The organism is Phormidesmis sp. 146-33 (assembly GCF_052939515.1).
In genome coordinates this window covers 13907-30020 of record NZ_JBJPHU010000033.1, presented here as the reverse complement: position 1 = coordinate 30020, position 16114 = coordinate 13907, and the positions used below count along the sequence as shown (strand labels likewise).

Sequence of the window (16114 nt, the reverse complement as noted above, 5' to 3'; positions counted from 1 at the left end):
TGGGGAACTTTGAACCTTGGGTTTCCCGCCGCTTTGGGGCAATCCATTCCCTGATTCAGCAACGCCGGAAAATTGAGTCTTTGGTCTAATGTCTTCGGTTTAATGTCTAACCTTCATCCCTCATTCCTCATCCCTCATCCCTCATCCCTCATCCCTCCCAAGGGCAGCCTCACCGTAAATCGTGCCCCCTGTCCCTCTCCGAGGCTCTCGGCCAAAACCGTGCCGTTGTGGAGTTCGACGAGTTGACGGACGATCGCCAGTCCCAGACCCAACCCGCCATACGATCGCGTGGTACTGCTGTCTTCTTGTCGAAAATAATCAAACACATGGGGCAAAAAATCAGCCCCAATTCCTTTACCTGTGTCGCTGACAACGACTTGAGCAAATGAGGTTAAAGCCTCTGGCGGAAACTCTAAAGCAGGAAGCTCAATTCTCTCCAGACTCACATTGACCTGTCCTCCAGCGGGCGTAAACTTCACCGCATTTGAGAGCAAATTCCAGACGATCTGCTGCAACCGATTGGGATCACCTCTGACTGGGCCGATGGTTGAGTCAAACTGCGTCTCGATCGCAACTGATTTGGCTTCGGCAGCAATTCTCACCGTTTCTAACGCAGCCAGAATCACATTGGGCAATGACACAGACACAAAATTGAGATTGATTTTACCGCGCAAAATTTTTGAGACATCTAACAGATCTTCAACCAGTTGAGATTGCAATTTTGCATTGCGCTCGATCACTTCTAAGGCATGACTGGTCGCCGCTTCGTCAAACTTACGAGTCCGCAGCAAACTTGTCCAGCCCAAAATCGGATTGAGGGGCGATCGCAACTCGTGAGACAAGACGGCTAAAAATTCGTCTTTGAGGCGATTGGCCGATTCGGCTTCTTGTCGGGCTGCTTGTTCGCGAATGAGCAACTCATCTTTGTCAGCATTCGATTGTTCTAATTGAGTATTCGTCGCTTCGAGTTGTTCCATTAGGGCGACGCGGGCTTGATATTCTCGCCCCTTGACCTTTTCAACCGCTAGAGCCACCTGAGTTGCAGCCCTTTGAGTCATCGCAATGCCCATCAGCAAACTCACCCCACACTGCATCAGCAAACTCAACTTGTGAACGTACAACACCTCCGCACTCACCGGAAAACTGGGCAACGCGATCGCATTGGGATAAGTCGTCAAATAAGCAATCAGCGTAGCGAACACACAAAAACTCGCCGTCAACGTGCCGCCCACCACGCCAAATCGAGTCGCCGCCCAGATAATTGACACAAAATTGAGAAACGAAAACTGCTGAAACGAAAAGCCTGTTCTAGTCGTTTGAGAAACGGTGAGAAACGCGGTACTCGTACTAAAGATCAAAATTACAAAAATTTCTGCCCAATCGCGACGATCGCGCAACCGACGAAAGTTAGCTGCCTTTCTGGGAGGGTCTGTTTCGCCAATCAGATAGCCCAATTTTTGTAGCAGCGGGGTCAGCAACAAGAGCGCCGGGGGAGCGATCGTCATCGTTCCGATCGCGTTGCCCAACCACCAATACGAAATGCTTTCTGGCAAGGTGTTTAACGACATTTTGCCCAAGGCTACGAGTGACAAACTGCCTACGATCGCCGAACTCAGACAACCCATTACGGGAGCTGCCAAAATAAATGCGCCTGCTTCTCTCAAATCGGTTAAGAAGGGTGACCCACGCCAGCAGACTCGATACAAAAACCAGGCGACGAGCGGCTCGGTGCTATCTGTCCAACCGACAAGCTGCGCCCAGCCGTGATTACCCCAAAACGAAGCCATCAGACAAGACACCAGCCCCGTCAAGACAATTCCCGGCAGACCCAGCCAGATTCCGATCGCCACCGCCACCCCCGACGGAGGAAACCACAGCGAAACCGCAGGCTGGACGCGAAACAGCAGGGCTGTCAAATGCGCCAAAATCAGTGCGATCGCACACAGTAGGAACGTTAGCCATCTGCGGTTCACTCTTTTGGCTTGCATCGCCCTGTCGCACCTATGTAAATTGCAACACCCAACATAGGGCAAATGATGCGAAACAGCACGTATCTTCTGAAAGATTTTTGCAGTTCAAGGCTGATGAGTGCCTGTGTCGATGAGGTTTTTTCGCTGCGCTGCTTGGCCTTTTGCCTCCCAACCCCCAGTTTTTAGGGACTTTAAGATCAAAGCTGGCGGTTAAAAGAACGAAGTCTGCAAAGGCAACCCAAATCGATTCAAAGGTTCGCTAATCCGCGAAGGCGAATTTTGTTCTTTAGCTGCGGTTTCAACCGCCTATCGAATTCAGATCAATCTCTAGGCTCAAAGCACAGTTCTATTCGGTTGAGCCGAGTCGAAGCCTGTGGGTATATTCTTTGCTGAAAATTACCAAAGACCGCTGCGTTAATCATTTCGACTGCTTAATGTTTTACAGCCTGCTCGATCGCTTGAAGCGCCTCGTCACACCAGGCTACCCACTCTTTTTGATAACGAATGCCGCGACGAATAATTAGATGCATATAGAGATCTTTGAGGTCTAGCGAATCGAGCTGTTGGGCAAAATGCTGATCTAACTTTTCGACCTGTTGCACCATCTCAACATGTAACTGTCGCCGTCGTGCAATTTCACGAATCACCACCTGAGAGGGCACTAGATGACCCGCTAGCCCCATCACGCCTAGATCTTCACGGATGGCTGCGGGTTCGCAGGGTTTGATTAGCCAATCGAGCAGTTCTTGTTGACCTTGCTCTGTGATGGAATAGATTTTTTTATCCAGTCGTCCTGGTTGAGGAATGGCTTCATAAGTAACGCTGCCTTGCTGTTCTAGCTTGGTGAGTTCGGCATAGATCTGCTGCTGACTCGCTTTCCAGAAGCAACTGCCAAATCCCTCGGCAAACTCTTTGGCAACGTCATAGCCGCTGAGAGGTTGACGAGACAGGAATGCCAGGATGGTGTGCTTGAGTGCCATAACCAAAAAACTACTTGACGGATTCAATAGATTAAGTGTACCTTAGTTTTTGTATTCAAATAATTGAGTAAAAAAACTAGAATAGTCTGTCCTTACAGTCTCTTTCTCGCCCAACTATCTCAGGAGTTAAACCATGAATGCTCTAGATCACAAGATTCCGCCGCCGATAGTTGTCGTACTTGTCGGAGCAGCCATGTGGGTAACTGCTCAGTCCACGCCTAAGTTTGAAATCGAAGAGAATTTGCATTTCGTGATCGCAGGCGTGATCGCCTTGTCAGGCTTTACTGTTTTAGCGCTAGGAATTGCGGCATTTCGTCAGGCTAAGACGACGATCAATCCTGTGAATCCTGAAGCGGCATCCTCACTTGTGACTGGCGGAATTTACTGCTATACACGCAATCCCATGTACGTTGGCTTTGCCGCTTTACTGGTGGGTTGGGCTGCGTACTTGGCAGTTCCGTGGGTACTTCTAGGCCCGATCGCATTCATCCTCTTCACCACGCGCTTTCAAATTATTCCTGAGGAACATGTGCTGGATGCAAAGTTTGGACAAGCGTACAGCGAATACAAAGAGAAGGTTCGTCGATGGCTCTAGACCTGTTTGAATGCAAAAACTTGAGGTTAAAAAATGGAGTCATCTATGGTCAACATAAATTGGGGAACGAAATGGCGATCGCCCCGCCGAAGCGCAATGTTGGGATTTGGTTGTCTACTGCTGGTTGGCAGTGGCATGGTCTATCGAATGAGGTTGATTCATCCAACTCAGCAGTCGATTGTGGTAGCTGCTGCCCCAACGGTTGAAACAGTGTCTGCTCTGGGGCGATTAGAGCCAGAAGGTGAGGTTATTCAGGTATTTGCGCCCACATCGTCAGAAGGGGCACGAGTTGAAAGCCTCCGAGTCAGCAACGGGCAGCGGATTCGTCAGGGAGATGTAATTGCAGTTTTGGATAGCTATAAGCGGCGGCAGGCCTCCTTACAGGAAGCCCAAGAACAGGTGAGCGTTGCCCAAGCTCAGTTGGGTCAGGTAGAAGCGGGCGCGAAATCAGGGCAAATTCGAGCACAGGCGCGAGTCGTCGATCGCCAAAGGGTCGAATTGCAGACCGAAACTGAGGCGCAGGAAGCCACGATCGCTCGGTTGGAAGCAGAACTTCGTAATGCACAACTGGAGAATCGACGGCATCAGAGGCTTTATGCAGAAGGCGCTGTCTCCGCATCTTTGCGGGATAGTAAGCAATTAGCTGCTGATACAGTTCGACAACAACTTAACGAGGCACAGGTGAACTTGAGCCGAATCCAGCGATCGCGGCAGCAGCAGATTTCTGAGGCGCAAGCGACGCTCGACCAAATTGCCGAGGTGCGTCCCGTGGATGTCAAGGTCGCGCGATCACGAGTGGCAGAGGCGCAAGCCAGAGTATCACGGGCACAGGCAGAACTCGATTTGGCGACGGTACGATCGCCCCAAGCCGGACAAGTCCTCAAAATCCACGCTCGTCCTGGAGAACTGGTCGGAAGTGAGGGCATCATCAGTCTGGGACAAACTCAGCGCATGGTGGCAGTGGCAGAAGTGTATGAGTTAGATATCAATCGCATTCGAGCAGGGCAAGCCGCAACCGTGATTAGCAAGAACAATGCTTTTCCAGATGTGCTGCACGGCAAAGTCGTCGAAGTCGGACTAGAAATCAATAAAAAAGACGTGTTGAATACTGATCCGGCGGCACAGTTTGATGCGCGAGTGGTGGAAGTAAAAGTGCTGTTAGATGAAGCGTCTAGCCGTCGAGTTGCTGGCTTAACCAATTTAAGTGTGCAAGTCTCCCTTGATGTCAACTCTTGAGGCAATGACATGACTGCAATGACCCCCAAAAAGAAACCGCTGTTTCTCTCCTGGTTACAGTTACGCAAAGAACGGGCGCGTTTGTTGGTGGCGATCGCTGGAATTAGTTTTGCCGATGTGCTGATGTTTCTGCAAATGGGCTTTCGGGGAGCATTGTTCAGTAGTGCAGTGGAATTCCACAACAGCTTGAACGGTGAAATTGTCATGTTAAGTGGGCGATCGCGGTCTTTGATTTCCCTCGATCGATTTACAGAGCGCCGACTTTACCAAGCCGCAGGCATCACAGGGGTTGCGTCAGTCAGTCCGGTTTACCTGAATGCGATTCAGTGGCGTAATCCTGAAAACAAAGAGATCTGGGACATTTACGCAATTGGTATTAATCCAGAACATCAGGTTTTGAACATTCCGGGAGTCCAAGCCAACCGTGAGAGACTGCGCCAGCCAGATACCGCTTTGTTTAATCTGGGTTCTCGCAAAGAATTTGGCGCGATCGCTCATCGGTTTCAGACCGGAGAAACCATCATTACCGAAATCAATGAACGCCAAGTTCAAATCCAAGGCTTGTTCAAACTTAGCCCCACATTTGGCATCAATGCTTATCTGATTACGAGCGATATCAACTTTTTACGCATGGCTCCTTTCCGACAGGGAGGACTGGTTGATGTGGGTGTGATTAAACTTAAGCCTGATGCCGATGTCCAAGCGGTTCTAGCAGAGATGCGATCGCGCTTGCCCAATGATGTCAAAGTAATGACGCGAGAAGATTATGCCAAAGCCGAAGTTGCTTTTTGGAACGCTAGTACACCCGTGGGCTATACCTTTGATTTAGGCGTAGTGATTGCCTTTATTGTCGGCGCTGTGATTGTTTATCAGATTCTTTACAGCGATGTCACCGATCATTTGCCTGAATATGCCACCCTCAAAGCGATGGGGTTTCGCGATCGCTATCTGCTCATCGTTGTCTTTCAAGAGGCTTTAATCCTGGCAGCCCTGGGATTTATTCCCGGTACGCTGATTGCTTTAGGCATCTATCGGATTACGAATATCGCTACAATGCTGCCGATGGCAATGGATGTGGGACGAGTGGTGTTTGTTTTTGTGCTGACGGCAATCATGAGTTCGCTTTCGGCTGCGATCGCAGTGCGTAAGCTGCAAACGGCTGATCCGGCTGATATTTTTTAGGAGTTGAGCATGGTTACAAATTTATCTGAACCTGCCGTCTCGATCGCTCATCTGAATCATTACTATGGACAAGGTTCACTGCAAAAGCAGGTTTTGTTTGACATTAATCTGCAAATTAATCGTGGCGAAATTGTCATCATGACAGGGCCGTCAGGTTCGGGTAAAACAACCTTGCTGACATTGATGGGAAGCTTACGATCGGTTCAAGAAGGGAATTTGAGCATCTTGGGGCAAGAGTTGCTTCAAGCTAGTAGAGAACAGATGACTCTGGCTCGTCGTCATATCGGCTATATTTTTCAAGCGCACAATCTACTAAACTTTCTGACTGCCTATCAGAACGTTGAAATGGCGTTGGAAACTCAAGAGGTGACTGCTGTCGCTGCCGATACCCGAATTCGGACTATTTTGAGCGCCCTGGGACTAGAGCATCGGATGGACTACTATCCAAGCGATCTATCAGGTGGACAAAAACAACGAGTGGCGATCGCCCGTGCTTTGGTCAGTCAGCCTAAAATTATTCTGGCAGATGAACCAACGGCTGCACTCGATAAAAAGTCGGGACGAGATGTGGTGGAAATTATGGAAGAACTCGCTAAGGAGCAAGGTTGTACTATCCTACTCGTAACTCACGACAACCGCATTCTGGATCTTGCCGATCGCATTATCTACCTGGAAGATGGGTGTTTAGTGAATCGCTCTGATGTTGCTGCAATTGTTCAATAGAGTTCTCAGGTGTCGAATTCAGATTAATCTCTAGTGGCTGCGATCGCTTGGGCAAACTGAAACAGGATTTAGCCAAAGCAGCGATGAAACAGATTATGCGTCTCTCGATTCCCCTTCTCGTTTTGGGGCTTTCTTTTGCCTCACTCAACGCCCACGCCCAATCGATCGCCCCCTCCAGCGACGGAACGGGAACAATCGTCACCCCCAACGGCAATCAATTAGACATCACAGGCGGAACGCGATCGGCGGATGGCGCTAATCTATTTCACAGCTTCAGTCAGTTTGGGCTAAACCAAAATCAGATTGCCAACTTTTTGTCGAATCCCACAATTCAAAATATTTTGGGACGGGTCAACGGTGGCGATGTCTCGATCATTAATGGACTGATTCAAGTCACGGGCGGCAGTTCCAACCTATTTTTGATCAATCCGGCGGGCATCATTTTTGGCGACAGCGCTCGATTAAATGTTCCAGCTTCCTTTACTGCCACGACTGCAACTGGGATTGGCTTTGGTTCAAATTGGTGGAATGTTGCGGATATTAACTACTCAGCCCTACTCGGATCGCCCAACGCCTTCGCTTTTACTAATCAGCCTGGTGCGATCGTCAATACAGGCAACTTGACCGTCGGACAAGGGAATCTCAGCTTGTTTGCAGGCACGATCGCCAGTCCGGGTCAGCTTTCTGCACCTCAAGGGCAAGTTTTGCTGGCGACGATTCCGGGTCAAAGTTTGATGCGGCTCAGTCAGGTGGGCAGTTTGTTGAGTCTCGACATTCAGCCGACCGCGACCACGGGACAGAGCCTACCGATCGTCACCCTTCCCCAGATGCTCACAGGCGGCGTAGGCGGCAACGCCACAGGATTCACCGTCACCAATGGACAGGTTCAACTCACCGGGTCGGGCTTTGTGATTGAGAATGGCGATATTGTTGCCAAAACCGTCACCGCCCAAACTGCCACCCTTGCAGCCAGTCAGACCTTAACTCTGATCGAAAGCCAACTGCAAACGACGGGAGCGTTAAATCTTCTGGCAAAAGACACCGTACGAGTGCGAGACAGTTTGACCAATCCATTTCTGGCACGATCGGGCGGCAATTTGACCGTGAGCGGCGATCGCGCGATCGACATTCTGGCGCTCAATCACCTCAGACAGACTCCTTTTGTTAGCGGCGGCGATCTCAGCCTGATCAGCGATGGCATTGTCTCTGGAGATGCCCACTTTATCAGTCAAGGACGATTCTCGATTTTGAATCTGAGCGGCGGCGGCGGCAATTTTGTTAGTTTGTATGATCCGATCGTCAGCGCCGATGGAGATGTCACCTTTGGCAACTATACGGGGGTCGCGCTCAAAGTCGAAGCGACAGGCAGCATCACTGCAGGCGACATCACCATCACTGGCCCAGATGTTGACTTGGCTTCGATTTGTCTGACTGCTTGCTCCCCCGATGCTCAAATTTTGGCTGACCTGCCTGCTGTCATCTTGAGAGCCGGAGTCACGACCCTTGAAGAAACCGCCTTTGGCTATCCTGGAAGCGTCTTTGGCAGTCCACCTGTTGCGTTTGGCTCTACTGACTTTGGGAGCGGTTCACCTAGTACGATCGCCAGCATCACCACAGGCAATATTCGCACAGAGAAACCCTCAAATCCGTTTGGCGGGCCAGAAAACACGGTGATTCTGACGGCTCCGGGCGACATCACAACGGGAGCGATCGACACCTCTGTCACCGGAATTGCGGACAGTCGAGCGGGGAGTGTCAGCTTAACGGCGGGACGCGACATTCTCACGGGAGCCATCAACACCTCGACGAATATTGAAGCGTTTGTAGACGGCTCGAACGCTGGATTTGTGACGCTACAGGCAGGACAAAATCTCACCTTTGAAAGCATCACCACCAGCGCCCTTTCTCAAAGTGGAGCGGGGACGGGCGGCAGAGTCAGACTTCTAGCAGACAATGGTCAAATTCGAGGGACAGGATTTGTCGCAGCTTCTCCCACAGATACAATTTTTACGCGATCGACCAACGCCACCGGATCAGTCGAAATTCGTCACGATGGCGGCCCCAACAACAATCCCTTTATCGTCGGAGACGCAACCACCAACGGCACCGCAGGCAGCATCTCAACCAACACTGTGACGATCGCGCCCACCACCATTTTTGAATCTGTAGGCACGATCGATCAAGGCAATCCTGCTGCCGATGGCGTTCGCTTTGTGTTTAACAATGTCGCCCCCGGCATTACCGTCAATTCAAATCTACCCGACACGCCAGAAAATCAGCCCGTCACCCTCAGCCTCAGTGATTTGGCTCCGACGGCAACCGATGCTAACAACGATTTCACCACGATTACGGTCGCGACGATCGCCCCCGGTGCCATTCTCAAAGTAGACGGGATTGAACTGCAACCGGGCGCAAACTTTCCTTTGGGTAGAGAAACCGGGACGATCGAGTACACGCCGCCTCCGGGTACAACGGGTCAGATTGTGGCTTTCACGCTGGCTGCCAGCGATCGCATCTCTAGTTCAGTCCCGGTGCCTGTGAGTGTGACGATCACTTCAACATCGCCGCCTCCAAGTACACCGCCCGCTGAGCCAGTTCCCCCAACACTTCCCGAACCCGAACCTACCGAGCCGATTCTCAACCCACCCACGACACCAGAAGCCGCCAAGCCAGATTATCCCGATGATGTAGAAGCCGAACCCGCCGAAGAACCCGAAGCCGAAATCGCTGCCACAGACAACCCCTCCGGAACGATCGTAGAAGTCGATCCCTTTGTCAGCGAGATTGAGGATTCTCTCACCGATACGTTTGAAACTTACCTCGGCGAAAGTGATGTGCAGGCTGAGACGCTTCCCGAAGTGCGCGATACGTTGAGCAAAGTCGAACGGGCGACGGGGGTAAAACCTGCGATCGTGTATGCCTTGTTTGTCCCATCCAGTTTGGCTCAATCCAGTGACCCATCTATTAAGTCAGACGGTCAACAAAAGTTAGGTGCAAGCCCCCAGCGAGACAGCGATGAGCTAGAACTGTTTGTCGTCACCTCCACAGGACAGCCGATTCGCAGACGAGTCCCCGGAGCCACCCGCGCCACCGTTCTCAAACTAACTCAACAGTTTCAGCGAGAAGTCTCTGACAGCCGAAAGTCTCAAACCACCAGCTATTTAGAATCATCCCAAGTGCTCTATCAGAAATTAATGGCTCCGATCGAGTCTGATCTGCAAACTCGCAAAATTACCAATCTAGTTTTTGTCACCGATCTGGGACTGCGATCGCTGCCCCTAGCTGCCCTACACGATGGCAAAGGATTTTTGATCGAGCGCTACAGTATCGGCATGATGCCCAGTCTCAGCCTCACGGATACGCGCCTGGGTGACATTCAAAAGAGCCAGATTTTGGCCATGGGAGCCTCTCAATTTAGTCAGCAAACTCCACTTCCTGCCGTTCCCCAAGAAATCAGCGCCATTTCTAATATTTGGAAAGGTCGAACTTTTCTCAACGAAGGCTTTACCCTCAACAACCTCAAGACTCAGCGCCAACAACAACCCTTTGGCATCATTCATTTAGCCACTCATGCAGAGTTTCGATCGGGCCCTCTCGGCAATTCCTACATCCAACTCTCAGATACTCAGTTGCGGCTTGATCAGATTCGTCAGCTTGGCTGGAGCAATCCACCCGTCGAACTGCTCGTCTTGAGTGCTTGCCGCACTGCGTTGGGCGATCAAGAAGCCGAGCTAGGATTTGCGGGGCTTGCGGTAAAAGCGGGAGTCAAATCAGCAATGGCCAGTTTGTGGGCGGTCAGTGATCAGGGGACGTTGTTGTTGATGACGGACTTTTATCAGCAGTTAAAGAAGACCCCGATCAAAGCCGAAGCCCTACGTCAGGCACAGTTAAGCCTTCTCAAAGGACGGGTCAAATCTGAGAGTCAAACCACTTCTTTTGCTCACCCCTACTACTGGGCATCCTTCACGATGGTTGGTAGCCCCTGGTAGAGGAGCTACCGTGTATACATAAGTCAATTGATCTGTACTTGCCGTAATCCTTCGCCCCCTAAATCCCCCAAATTTGGGGGACTTTGAACGCTGATCAGGGTTCTAAACTCTGGAAGTCTTTTTTGCTTAAAGTCCCCCAGAATGGGGGATTTAGGGGGCTGAAGCCGACTAGAACGAAGTGAGCATGGACTTGTGTGTACACCGTAGGGTAGAGGAGGGAGAACTTCGATGATCTGTTCCCCCTTTGGGGGTAATCCGCTGCGCGAGGAGGGATGAGGGAAATCTTGCTCTAAAGTCCCTCAGAATTGGCAGTTTGGAGGGCAGAAGATGTAAACACCGAAGCGAAAAACCTTCATCAAATTCGCCTTGCTTACCATTCAGCTTTTATTAGGTTTACTTGAAGTCATTAGCTCTGAAGTTGAGGGTCTGTGAGGGTTTGGGGGCACTCTTGCTGTATCGATGATCCTAAAACGAATCGCCCCCTTCATCTCATCAAAGCGAAATTTTTTACCTACCCATGACTATGAAGATTCTTCTCAGTGCTGCGATCGTTCCTCTCTCACTTGGATTTGCTCTTTTCTCTAGCTCGTCTGCGACGGCTCAATCCCTTAAGCTGACGGATGCCAAACCGACGTTGATCAGTCAAGCCTTCAAGCCTATCAAACGGGGTGCACCCAAAACGACGGCCGGGGGAGCCACTCGCGGATCTTGTCTTCCGGCCGGCCGGCCTTTAACGGCACTGATGCCCCCCGGAAATCTGAGTTTGACGATTGCGCCACGCCCTACTTTTTTCTGGTCTGTGCCCAAGACAACTATTCAGACGGCTCAATTTCTCTTGCTGTCAGACAACGACACGAAGATTGTTTACGAAGCAACGCTGCTCTTGCCTGCGGCCGGAATTGTCGAATTTACGCTCCCCGCAACTGCTCCCGCCCTCGAAGTGGGCAAACAGTATCACTGGTATCTGACGATCGCTTGTAGTCCTGATGCGCCTGATAATGGGTTGCGGTCTGAAGGTTGGGTCGAACGCACAAAGCTAGAGCCAGCCTTATCTCAGGTGTTGAAGGTATCAAGACCTGAACAATATTCCAAAATTTATGCAGAAGCAGGCATTTGGCACGAAGCACTAACCGTTTTGGTCAATCAGCGGCGCACTAATTCTAGAGATTCTAAGGTAATGGACAATTGGAAGAAACTGCTGGAGTCAGTTGGGTTAAATCAGGTTGTGACTCAGCCTTTGGCAGGGAGTTCTAGACCTAGGGGATAGGGATGAGGGATGAGGGATGAAAGTTATTCACTAGAGTGTTAGGAACGTGAGTTTATTAGCCTAAGATTCTCTAGATACGCTTGGTCAGTTGATTTTGGCTTCGTTTGCATGGATTGCAGCCCCCTAAATCCGCCAAAAATGGGGGACTTTGAAGCTCAAACCTGTTTTGAATTTCAGAATTTTTTGATCTCAAAGTCCCCCAGCATGGGGGATTTAGGGGGCGAAGTAACTTGGCGATAAACGATCTTATTTAATTTACGATCCTTAGCTTTAACATTTCTTACTCCATTCTTAATGGTTACTTTTTGCTGTTCACACAACATTGCTGTTCATATAAAAAGGTGGCACCAAGCTGTTAACTTCGCACCACCCATAACCTTCACCTACAAACTTAGAAAAACCGTTTAGACAAATTTAGAAAACTGGTTAGAATGGCGCGATCGCTCTAAATTCTGACTCCAGGGCATCTAGAAGTTGCTGGTCGCCGCGCTGTTTGGCCATCTGTATCCGATGGGTGAGACTACGCTGAATGTTGGCGTTGTGGATGTGCCCGACTTCTTGCAAGATGTGAAGAGGACGATCGACGGTTCGTACCTTTCGGGACTCAGAACAGGACTCACGACCAGACTTGTTAGTAGCCAAACCCTTGATGCTGTCGGCTGGCTGAGAATTGGTGGGGAGGTTTGCACCCAGTGCAGTGTGACACTGCCAACCACCAACCACAAAAGGGCTAATCAGTTCGCTTTCTCTGACTTCCAGCGTAGGGGCGTGGAATCGATAACTGGCGCTGTGGTGAGAGGGTCGCATAGGATAACACTGGGCTGGGATTCCGAGATTTCTGTAGTTTAAGCTACCGTTTGTAATTCAAGTATCCAACTTTAGAAAGATTTAAGCAAGAGGAAATCCCGCAGATTTAAGTGTTTCTAATCGCCCAAACGATGATTTGCACAAACGCCGCTTGAATCCCACTGCAACTCAGCCAACAGCAGCGAACTAAACCCCATGAGAATGCCAGTGGTCAAAAATTGCCAGACCCCAACGCAGGGTAGAGCGGCAATTCCTAGAAGATGTACGAGCGCTACGAGGAAAAAGGCCCGCGATCGCATCTTTAGCCCTGTATACAGGTAGCCGAGTGCATTGAGTCCTAGCCAGAGCGTGCAGAGTTGCGCCAAGACCTGTCCCCAACCGAGAAAAACGCTCAGGTTAGTTAGTATCAAACCTCCAAGCATCAAGATGACCCAGGCGGCAATGACTTGATTTAACGGCTCGATCGTTGTCCAGCGGCGGGCAAGTTTGACCATGATTGCAGTGCCGATGAGTGTCAGTCCTGACCAGAGAATGGCTTGAGTGCCCCAGTCGATCGCGGCAAACTGTGCGGTGATGAAAATGATGGCTGAGATTAGCCCCCACAATAGACAGGCTTGATCGATTCGAGTATAAAAAGTTGACAAAACTGTTGTGTCACCTAGCTGCCAGTGAACGCGCCACAAACCCGGCAAATCTTCGATTTCAAAGGCAGAGTGTTTGCGACGAATTAAAGGTGTTTTTAGATCAAAAAAGTCATTTTCAAATCGGATTGTTTGAAACATGGTGAAGTATATTTTGACTATTCTTTAAAGTGAATGCGTTTCTTTTGGAATTTGTTATTCCCTTCAGCGTACATTCATCATTGCGAAATAGCCAGGGCGGTTACTCTATCAACTGGGGCGATTTCGAGAGTTCTTCGCTCTATCATCAGCCACAGATCAAAAACAAAATTTACCTATTTTGAGAGATCAATTGCGAGATTTTGTATCTAAAAAAACGAATCGGGACGGCAAACAAGACCAGCCCCGATCGTTCTTATAAATCTCTAGCGTTTCAGCGAAATAACTGTCAGCTTTTCATCACTTTATCCGTTTACAATTTCGCCACCATTGGGGTGCAAGATTTGACCTGACATGTACGAAGAATCGTCAGAGGCAAGAAACACATAGCAAGGAGCTACTTCTTCTGGCTGACCCGCTCGCTGCATCGGCACCTGTTGACCAAACTTCTCCACCTTCTCTTCTGGAAAAGTCGAAGGAATTAATGGAGTCCAAATCGGCCCCGGCGCAACCCCATTTACTCGAATTCCCTTCTTCACAAGTGACTGAGACAGGGAACGTGTAAAAGCTACGATCGCTCCTTTTGTAGACGAATAATCGAGCAGTTGTTGATTGCCTTGATAGGCGGTAACAGAAGTCGTGTTGATAATAGCGCTACCTGATTGAAGGTGAGGCAAAGCCGCTTTGGTTAAGAAGAACATCGCAAAAATATTAGTGCGAAAGGTGCGTTCTAACTGCTCGGCGGTGATGTTTTCAATGCTTTCTTGAGGGTGCTGCTCGGCGGCGTTGTTAACCAGAATCTCCAGGTGCCCAAACTCAGCGATCGTCTTTTGAACTGCCTGTTTACAAGTTTGCTCGTCACCCAAATCTCCAGGTAATAATAGGCAGCGTCGTCCTTCTTTTTCGACCATTTTTGCGGTCTCTTGAGCATCATCATCTTCGTTGAGATAAGCGATCGCGACATCTGCGCCTTCTTTCGCGTAGAGAACGGCCACCGCACGACCAATGCCGCTGTCGCCCCCCGTGATCAGAGCCACCTTGTTGAGTAACTTTTCACTTCCTTTGTAGTGAAACCCCTGACTACGGGGCAAGGGTTGCATTTCAGACTCTTTTCCGGGACGTTGATCTTGATGTTGAGCAGGCTGTTGTGTTTCTGCGGTTTGAGACATGAGATTTCTCCTACTAAATTGTTTGGTTTGTTATGGGTTTGATGAAGTTGAATTAGCGCGAATTTGATCAAACGCTTCGCTAATTGTTAACCCAAAACTTCTCCTATATCCCCGCTAAAGGGAAGAGTTTGAGCCGATTTTGTCCTAAAGTTTGTCATTTTGTAGAGGACAAAGAATCTGGACGATGAAGCGAAAGAATTGACTCAAATTCAGATGAGATCAGACAAACAAAAATCCCAAAAAATAAGCTTCTTGGGATAATAGTGGGGAGTTGTGTCGCAGGTTTATTTATTCGACTTTTAGAAGAACAAGATACTCACATCTGCTCAAGCTCTCCTTCTCTTTCTACCTGCTAATCACCAAAAAATTAGCGGCAAGGTAGAGAGATCTAACGCCAAACTTGTTCTCCATCTTCGTTCAATCTTGCCATACGAATCATGTCCGAAATCTCTTCGGCATCTTTGACATGGTGTAGTGGCTTCTTCTCACCCTCTGACGTTTCAAAAACAAAGTAGGTCGGAACCACAATGTGATCACCCGTAATATCAGGAGCATCTACAGCCACCTGTTGAGCCTTTTCTTCGAGCGATTTCGATTCGTCAATGCGATCGCCAGGATTACTCGCCAAATATTCTTTATCCAACTCTTCTTTGTGTGCTCGTTTTTGCTCTGGATCGACCTCTTGGGGAGTCATCGGTTGGTTGATCCCAGATTGATTATCAGCAGGTTTTGAGTCTTTGTTCATAACAGTTACATCTCAAATTTCATGAGTACAAATATAAAAAAAAAGAGGCGCGATCGCCTCCTTCAAATGAGTGAATAGTTGAGTACTCCAAAAGCGGGAGAATCAAACCTCTAACAATTGAGAAGTAGACCCCTAGGGACGATGCTTTGGCCCATAGCCAATAACAGCAACTTTGTGACGATAAATCAGTTCTGCACCGTACCATCCTGTAATCGCAATCAGCGTAGCCACTATCAGCGAGAGGATCAATCCAATGGGCAAAATTGCCCCAGTTTGATTGCCCCATCTCAACCAAAAGCTTGCTGCTGAAATTGCCAGAGCCGCCACGTTTCCAGTCATGTGGGCCCAGCCTGCACTGTGTTCACGAACGCGATCGATTTTCACAAAGTCGCTCATTCCAGTCGCCGCAGCCACCAATCCTGAAACGATCCCGGCTCCGATTAGCCAAAAAGAAGCTCTTGCCCAAAAAGAATCGCTGGTGAGCCAGTAGCCAACATCAGTGCCCAGAGCGCCCGTGAGAAAAGCGATCGGAAATGTGACTAACAAAGGGTGAAGGGGATGACCAGCGATCGCAACGGTACTGGGGACACCGCTATCTCGATATTCTGCCTCATCCGCCTCAATAATGGGAGGAATGCTAGGGGTTCTTGCGCGTGTCATAAGGGTCTCCTG

Annotated in this window: 13 protein-coding genes; 6 read left to right on the top strand and 7 right to left on the bottom strand. The window is 49.6% G+C overall.

The features are described from left to right. Nucleotides 1–134: 134 nt before the first annotated feature. A complete protein-coding gene (locus ACJ2PR_RS15240) occupies nucleotides 135–1988 on the bottom strand; it encodes an MASE1 domain-containing protein (protein WP_446877619.1) in 1854 nt (617 codons plus the stop codon). A gap of 413 nt (nucleotides 1989–2401) precedes the next feature. Further along, the gene (locus tag ACJ2PR_RS15235) at nucleotides 2402–2950 is read right to left on the bottom strand and encodes a PadR family transcriptional regulator (RefSeq protein WP_446859835.1); all 549 of its coding nucleotides are present in this window, start codon (nucleotides 2948–2950) and stop codon (nucleotides 2402–2404) included. Between the two features lie 133 nt (nucleotides 2951–3083). Here ACJ2PR_RS15235 and ACJ2PR_RS15230 point away from each other — a divergent pair, with 133 nt between their 5' ends. The 6 genes from ACJ2PR_RS15230 to ACJ2PR_RS15205 all read left to right on the top strand — a co-directional run bounded on the left by ACJ2PR_RS15230 (nucleotide 3084) and on the right by ACJ2PR_RS15205 (nucleotide 11942). Then, nucleotides 3084–3545, top strand: a complete 462-nt coding sequence (locus ACJ2PR_RS15230) for a methyltransferase family protein (RefSeq protein WP_446877618.1) — start codon at nucleotides 3084–3086, stop codon at nucleotides 3543–3545. 45 nt (nucleotides 3546–3590) lie between these two features. Continuing rightward, nucleotides 3591–4781: an ABC exporter membrane fusion protein gene (locus ACJ2PR_RS15225; protein WP_446877617.1), complete on the top strand. Its 1191-nt coding sequence runs from the start codon at nucleotides 3591–3593 to the stop codon at nucleotides 4779–4781. A gap of 9 nt (nucleotides 4782–4790) precedes the next feature. Continuing rightward, a complete protein-coding gene (gene devC, locus ACJ2PR_RS15220; RefSeq protein ID WP_446877616.1) occupies nucleotides 4791–5963 on the top strand; it encodes an ABC transporter permease DevC in 1173 nt (390 codons plus the stop codon). A 9-nt stretch (nucleotides 5964–5972) separates the two neighbouring features. Then, the gene (locus tag ACJ2PR_RS15215) at nucleotides 5973–6686 is read left to right on the top strand and encodes a DevA family ABC transporter ATP-binding protein (protein WP_446877615.1); all 714 of its coding nucleotides are present in this window, start codon (nucleotides 5973–5975) and stop codon (nucleotides 6684–6686) included. Between the two features lie 83 nt (nucleotides 6687–6769). Then, nucleotides 6770–10675, top strand: coding sequence for a CHAT domain-containing protein (locus ACJ2PR_RS15210; RefSeq protein ID WP_446877614.1), 3906 nt, complete (start codon nucleotides 6770–6772; stop codon nucleotides 10673–10675). A gap of 523 nt (nucleotides 10676–11198) precedes the next feature. Next, nucleotides 11199–11942, top strand: coding sequence for a DUF928 domain-containing protein (locus ACJ2PR_RS15205; RefSeq protein WP_446877613.1), 744 nt, complete (start codon nucleotides 11199–11201; stop codon nucleotides 11940–11942). Between the two features lie 426 nt (nucleotides 11943–12368). Here ACJ2PR_RS15205 and ACJ2PR_RS15200 read toward each other — a convergent pair whose 3' ends face one another. From ACJ2PR_RS15200 to ACJ2PR_RS15180, 5 genes are all read right to left on the bottom strand, one after another. Next, nucleotides 12369–12749, bottom strand: a complete 381-nt coding sequence (locus ACJ2PR_RS15200; protein ID WP_446877612.1) for a hypothetical protein — start codon at nucleotides 12747–12749, stop codon at nucleotides 12369–12371. 116 nt (nucleotides 12750–12865) lie between these two features. Next, entirely contained in the window at nucleotides 12866–13531 is a 666-nt protein-coding gene (locus ACJ2PR_RS15195) for a hypothetical protein (RefSeq protein WP_446877611.1), read from the bottom strand. 302 nt (nucleotides 13532–13833) lie between these two features. Continuing rightward, nucleotides 13834–14697, bottom strand: a complete 864-nt coding sequence (locus tag ACJ2PR_RS15190; protein WP_446877610.1) for an SDR family oxidoreductase — start codon at nucleotides 14695–14697, stop codon at nucleotides 13834–13836. Nucleotides 14698–15085: 388 nt separating this feature from the next. Next, a complete protein-coding gene (locus ACJ2PR_RS15185; RefSeq protein WP_446877609.1) occupies nucleotides 15086–15442 on the bottom strand; it encodes a hypothetical protein in 357 nt (118 codons plus the stop codon). A 132-nt stretch (nucleotides 15443–15574) separates the two neighbouring features. Further along, on the bottom strand, nucleotides 15575–16102 hold the full coding sequence (locus ACJ2PR_RS15180; protein WP_446877608.1) for a DUF2231 domain-containing protein: 528 nt from the start codon (nucleotides 16100–16102) through the stop codon (nucleotides 15575–15577). Nucleotides 16103–16114: the final 12 nt, after the last annotated feature.

Coding starts and splice junctions, on each gene's coding strand:
- ACJ2PR_RS15235 (WP_446859835.1), bottom strand. CDS start 2,950: ATGGCACTCAAGCACACCATCCTGGCATTCCTGTCTCGTCAACCTCTC.
- ACJ2PR_RS15195 (WP_446877611.1), bottom strand. CDS start 13,531: ATGTTTCAAACAATCCGATTTGAAAATGACTTTTTTGATCTAAAAACA.
- ACJ2PR_RS15225 (WP_446877617.1), top strand. CDS start 3,591: ATGGTCAACATAAATTGGGGAACGAAATGGCGATCGCCCCGCCGAAGC.
- ACJ2PR_RS15230 (WP_446877618.1), top strand. CDS start 3,084: ATGAATGCTCTAGATCACAAGATTCCGCCGCCGATAGTTGTCGTACTT.
- ACJ2PR_RS15200 (WP_446877612.1), bottom strand. CDS start 12,749: ATGCGACCCTCTCACCACAGCGCCAGTTATCGATTCCACGCCCCTACG.
- ACJ2PR_RS15205 (WP_446877613.1), top strand. CDS start 11,199: ATGAAGATTCTTCTCAGTGCTGCGATCGTTCCTCTCTCACTTGGATTT.
- ACJ2PR_RS15240 (WP_446877619.1), bottom strand. CDS start 1,988: ATGCAAGCCAAAAGAGTGAACCGCAGATGGCTAACGTTCCTACTGTGT.
- devC (WP_446877616.1), top strand. CDS start 4,791: ATGACTGCAATGACCCCCAAAAAGAAACCGCTGTTTCTCTCCTGGTTA.
- ACJ2PR_RS15180 (WP_446877608.1), bottom strand. CDS start 16,102: ATGACACGCGCAAGAACCCCTAGCATTCCTCCCATTATTGAGGCGGAT.
- ACJ2PR_RS15210 (WP_446877614.1), top strand. CDS start 6,770: ATGAAACAGATTATGCGTCTCTCGATTCCCCTTCTCGTTTTGGGGCTT.
- ACJ2PR_RS15185 (WP_446877609.1), bottom strand. CDS start 15,442: ATGAACAAAGACTCAAAACCTGCTGATAATCAATCTGGGATCAACCAA.
- ACJ2PR_RS15190 (WP_446877610.1), bottom strand. CDS start 14,697: ATGTCTCAAACCGCAGAAACACAACAGCCTGCTCAACATCAAGATCAA.
- ACJ2PR_RS15215 (WP_446877615.1), top strand. CDS start 5,973: ATGGTTACAAATTTATCTGAACCTGCCGTCTCGATCGCTCATCTGAAT.